Annotated in this window: 5 protein-coding genes; 3 read left to right on the top strand and 2 right to left on the bottom strand. The window is 60.0% G+C overall.

Annotated elements, in window-relative coordinates:
- Together WCA53_RS19265 and WCA53_RS19260 are read right to left on the bottom strand one after the other, a co-directional pair.
- Nucleotides 1-649, bottom strand: a 649-nt coding sequence (locus WCA53_RS19265; protein WP_423914223.1) for a cupin domain-containing protein, incomplete at its 3' end; no start/stop codon positions are given.
- A gap of 213 nt (nucleotides 650-862) precedes the next feature.
- Nucleotides 863-1,486 carry an ABC transporter ATP-binding protein gene (locus tag WCA53_RS19260; RefSeq protein ID WP_423914218.1) on the bottom strand — a complete coding sequence of 208 codons (624 nt, stop codon included), beginning with the start codon at nucleotides 1,484-1,486 and terminating at the stop codon, nucleotides 863-865.
- Between the two features lie 469 nt (nucleotides 1,487-1,955).
- On the opposite strand from WCA53_RS19260, the gene WCA53_RS19255 reads away from it, so the two are divergent.
- The 3 genes from WCA53_RS19255 to WCA53_RS19245 all read left to right on the top strand — a co-directional run.
- Nucleotides 1,956-2,435, top strand: a complete 480-nt coding sequence (locus tag WCA53_RS19255) for a FecR family protein (protein WP_423914215.1) — start codon at nucleotides 1,956-1,958, stop codon at nucleotides 2,433-2,435.
- Between the two features lie 41 nt (nucleotides 2,436-2,476).
- On the top strand, nucleotides 2,477-3,049 hold the full coding sequence (locus WCA53_RS19250; RefSeq protein WP_423914213.1) for an OmpA family protein: 573 nt from the start codon (nucleotides 2,477-2,479) through the stop codon (nucleotides 3,047-3,049).
- Nucleotides 3,050-3,086: 37 nt separating this feature from the next.
- The coding region (locus WCA53_RS19245; protein ID WP_423914210.1) for a CHASE2 domain-containing protein at nucleotides 3,087-4,108 on the top strand (1,022 nt) is incomplete at its 3' end.

The raw sequence follows: 4,108 nt of genomic DNA, 5'->3' as shown, positions 1-4,108 counted from the left end.
GCACATGATTGATGCGTGTCTCGGCGTAGCGCGCCGGGTCCGCACGATAAGCGGCGCTCGCGAGCTTGACTTGGCTTGCGCTCTGCACGAGCAAGTCAAGCAACGCAACAAACAACGTGACGCGCCGCATGCCTTGCGCGCCCAGCATCTCGCGCATGATCGGTTCGGCGGCCGCGCCCGTTTCCGGTGTGAACAGCACACCCCAACGCGATGCATCGAGTAGGGACTCCACGCGCTTAAGCTCCGGGAACACCTTGATGGCGTTCGCGACGAGCTCGGCATCGAATTGGAGGATAAGACAGCGTTCATCCACATGTTCGCCCGGCGGCACATTGCTGACCCAGTTGTGCGGCAGATTCGTTCCCGTCATCACCAGATTGCCCTGCGCAAAGTTGCCGATGTAATCGCCGACAAAGTATTTGCCCGTCGTCGATGTAATGAGCTGAATTTCGTATTCCGGATGGAAGTGCCAGCGCACCGTGCGATACGGATAACCGTGCGACCAGATCTTGAACGACTCGTCGCGCGGCACGGCGACCAGTTCCAGATCGGGCTGGACAATGTTGGCGTGCCGGGCTTCCGTACGTGCCGCGCGGCAAAAAACGCACGTTCCGCATGGGCACCTCATGGGACTCGGAATGCTGTCCATCTGTCGTCCTCCTGAGCGCTTTTTCTTTGGGGCGTTTTCGCATTAACCGCATCGCGTTACGCCATGCATGTAAGTTAGCCCCGCCGCGGATATTTCACCACTTAAAATGCAACCGCAAACCGATACTTATTTGCATTCGGGTTAGCCCGTAGGACATTAAAAGTCAACTTTTGTGCAACGCAGCAGCTGCACGAGCGATTGGCACTATGCCGCCTAGACGCTCATGCCAAGGTCGGAGAAAGTGATCGCTTTCGCGTTGCAAGCGCGCGTAAAGACCAGGTCGTAGCTTGAGAAAAAGACCGTGCGGTCTTCGGCTAACGTCTTGAACAAGTCGACCAGAACAGCGCGTGCGGCGGCGTCTAGTCCGCCGCCCGGTTCATCGGCGATGATGACCTTGGCGTCACCCAGCGCGGCCGCCGTCAGGCATATTTTCTTTCGGGTGCCGAACGACATTTGCTCGAAGCGCTTCTCAAGATGCGGTGTCAGGCCGAAGCGGTCGGCCAGGTCGAGCGCGTGGCTGTCGACGGCAGTCTTCCTGTTCGATGCCACAAGCTCCAGATACTCGCGACCGGTCTGGAGCGAATCCGCCATGCAGTCGTCAGGCACGTACGCAAGTGCGGACTTCGCCGCGAGCGGGGCGGTACGCAGCGAATACCCGTTGATCCATACCTCGCCCTGGTCGGGCTCGATCGTACCGGCGAGGATGCCAAGCAAGGTGGACTTGCCGCTGCCGGTTTCATCGTTCAAGGCCACGCATCCCGCACCGGCGCGATAACGCAGTCCCTGAAAGATGATGTGCTCGTCGTAGCGTTTGCAGAGGTTCTCGAATTCAAGCATGGGTTGCAGATTTTGTCGGGGGAGGATCGGGTGCGAAAGGAAAGGCGCCGATTGTGCCGATTGCGATGCGCATCGGGCCGGGTGTCACGGATTGTGGGGGAGTTAGCGTGAGGGCAAGTGTAGCAGCGCACGCAGGCTCAGCTTAAGCGGCGCAATGGTCGCAGTCGCCTGAAATCCGGCAGGCGAGGGTACAGCGCCTGTGTTTCGTTCTTAAGCCGCAAACCGGCTGCCAAGGAAGTCTCCGGTGGCGATATGCGCGTAAGCGCACAGAGTCATTTGAATCGGGGTCATACTCTGCTTGATGCCGCACAAACGTTTCCACCTGACTTCCAAGAGCCGTATTTCCGCACGTCCGCTACAAGCCCCAACTCTACTAGCAGGCGGGGACTGATTGCTCATAAGCCCAGGTCGACATCGGGGAGCCGGGCTGCCCCCCGCAAAGCAGCGCTTACGCAATCAGGTGCCACCGATGCGTTTCCTATCCAGTCTCCTAGCTATCAAATATGCTGTGATTCTTGCCTGCGGGTGCATGGCTGTTTCCGATGCACTTGCCGCCGATGCTGCCGGCGTCGTCAAGACCCTTAAGGGCACGGTGCGGATCGAGCGGTCTGGAGGAAGTTCAGGCGCGGCCATTGGCAGCGAGGTTTTCGGTAGCGATCGCATCGTGACCGGCCCGGAATCCTCCGTCGGTATCACCCTGAACGACACCACCCAACTCTCGGCCGGAGCCAATACCATCCTCGAGCTCAACAAATTCGCGTTTAATACCACGACCCATGAAGGAGTGCTCGACGCTTCCATCAAACGAGGTTCCCTTGCAGTGATTTCCGGAAAGCTGGCGAAGGCGAATCCGGACGCCGTCCGTTTCAGTACGCCGACTACTACGCTGGGCGTGCGTGGCACTGCATTTATCATTGAAGTCGGCGGTAACGGGGAGGGTGCACGTTGAAGGCCTTAAGCCGATGTCACGGGCGGCCATGTGCAGCGGCGTTGGTCACGCTGGCTTTGCTCGCCGGGTGTAGCACGCCACCGGACAAAATAATTCTATTGCCGGATCCGGAGGGCAAGGTCGGAGCGGTCATTGTCCACAGCTCCACCGGAGAGCAAAGAATAGACAAGGCTTACGCCGGCGTCGACGTCACTAAGGGCGGCGACATCGAAAAAACGATGGATAGCCCATCAGCCGTGCAGGCACGATATAGCCAGCTACTCGCGGCCCGGCCTCCTCGCCCCATGACGTTTACGATTTTCTTTCTCTTTGACTCGGCCACCGAATTGGCCCCCGAGTCATTGGCCACGGTTAAAGAATTAAAGACCGTCCTAGCGACGTGGCCCGCGCCTCAGTTGGTGGTGGTCGGTCACACGGACCTGGCGGGTACTCAGGAGTGGGATGACAGACTGTCCTTGCGGCGGGCGCAGACTGTTGCAGCGTTCCTGGTCAAGCAAGGCATTCCTGCGCGACAAATAGAGACTGCTGGCCGGGGCAAGCGCGAGCCGCAGGTCCCCACGGCTGATGGTGTTCCCAATCGCATGAATCGACGCGTAGTCATTACAATTCAATGACCCGCGCCGGTCATCGACGCGCAATGGCCTTGCCTTGATGAAACGTTATTACCACCCCTGGCTTGCCCGGATCAGGAATCTGCTGAAGGCGGCCCAGGGGCGTCCGGTGGCACTCGTGGTGTTGTTCGGCCTGAGCCTGCTCAACCTGTCGAGCGAATTGCCTAGCGACATACCCCGTACGGCTTTCGTGGAGTCGCTTGACAACGCGGTTCCCGACACGTTTAAAACCGCCCGGCAACTTCTGTTCGACCAGTATCAACGGCGCTTTCCGCGGGTTCCGACGGCTCAGCCCGTGACCATCGTCGAGATTGATGAGCAAACGCTGGCAAGCGTCGGTCAATGGCCGTGGCCGCGAAATAGACTTGCGAGCCTCGTCGATGCCATTGCGGCACTGAAACCGCTGGCTATTGGTTTGGACATCTACATGCCGGAGCCGGATCAGACCTCTCCCGACAAGGTGGCCGCCAATCTGCCGCCATCGGCTGCGGCCCTCGCCGCCGGCTTGCGGGCCCTTCCCAGTCACGAAGCCATTCTCGCCAGATCATTGCGTGCGGCGCCGACCATACTGGGTGCCGCGGCGCTGGATTATCCCGCCGTCACCGCCAGCACCGATATGCGTAGCGCTCCGATCCTCGTGCATGGCACCGACCCGCTCAGTCACGTGCGACGCTTCGACTACGTGCTCGCCAGCCTGCCGGAATTGCAGGCAGCGGCCCATGGGCAGGCGATGCTAAGCGTGGCGCTCGAACAAGGCGTGGTCCGGCATATTCCCCTCATCATGGGTTTGGGGGACAAGCTGGTCCCCGGTCTGCCGATGGAAATGCTGCGCCTCGCCACGGGTTCACCGGCGATTGACGTCTATGCCAATGGATCCGGCGTGCAAGCGGTGGGCGTGGCGGATGTGCTGGTGCCGACGCAGCCCGGTGGGGATATCTGGTTGCATTTCGCATCCATTCGCTCGACGCTCAGCCGTTACGTGTCGGCACGCGACGTCCTGCAGGGAACAGTCGATCCTGAACGAATCCGGGACAAATTGGTGCTGGTTGGACTGACCGGTAC

This window comes from Caballeronia sp. (assembly GCF_049581465.1).
Classification (GTDB): domain Bacteria; phylum Pseudomonadota; class Gammaproteobacteria; order Burkholderiales; family Burkholderiaceae; genus Caballeronia.
The sequence above is the reverse complement of the archived record's forward strand: the minus strand, read 5'-3'. Positions and strand labels throughout refer to the sequence as shown.

Bases quoted from the DNA above. Each gene is read 5' to 3' on its own strand.
- WCA53_RS19260 (WP_423914218.1), bottom strand. From the start codon at position 1,486: ATGCTTGAATTCGAGAACCTCTGCAAACGCTACGACGAGCACATCATC.
- WCA53_RS19255 (WP_423914215.1), top strand. From the start codon at position 1,956: ATGCGTTTCCTATCCAGTCTCCTAGCTATCAAATATGCTGTGATTCTT.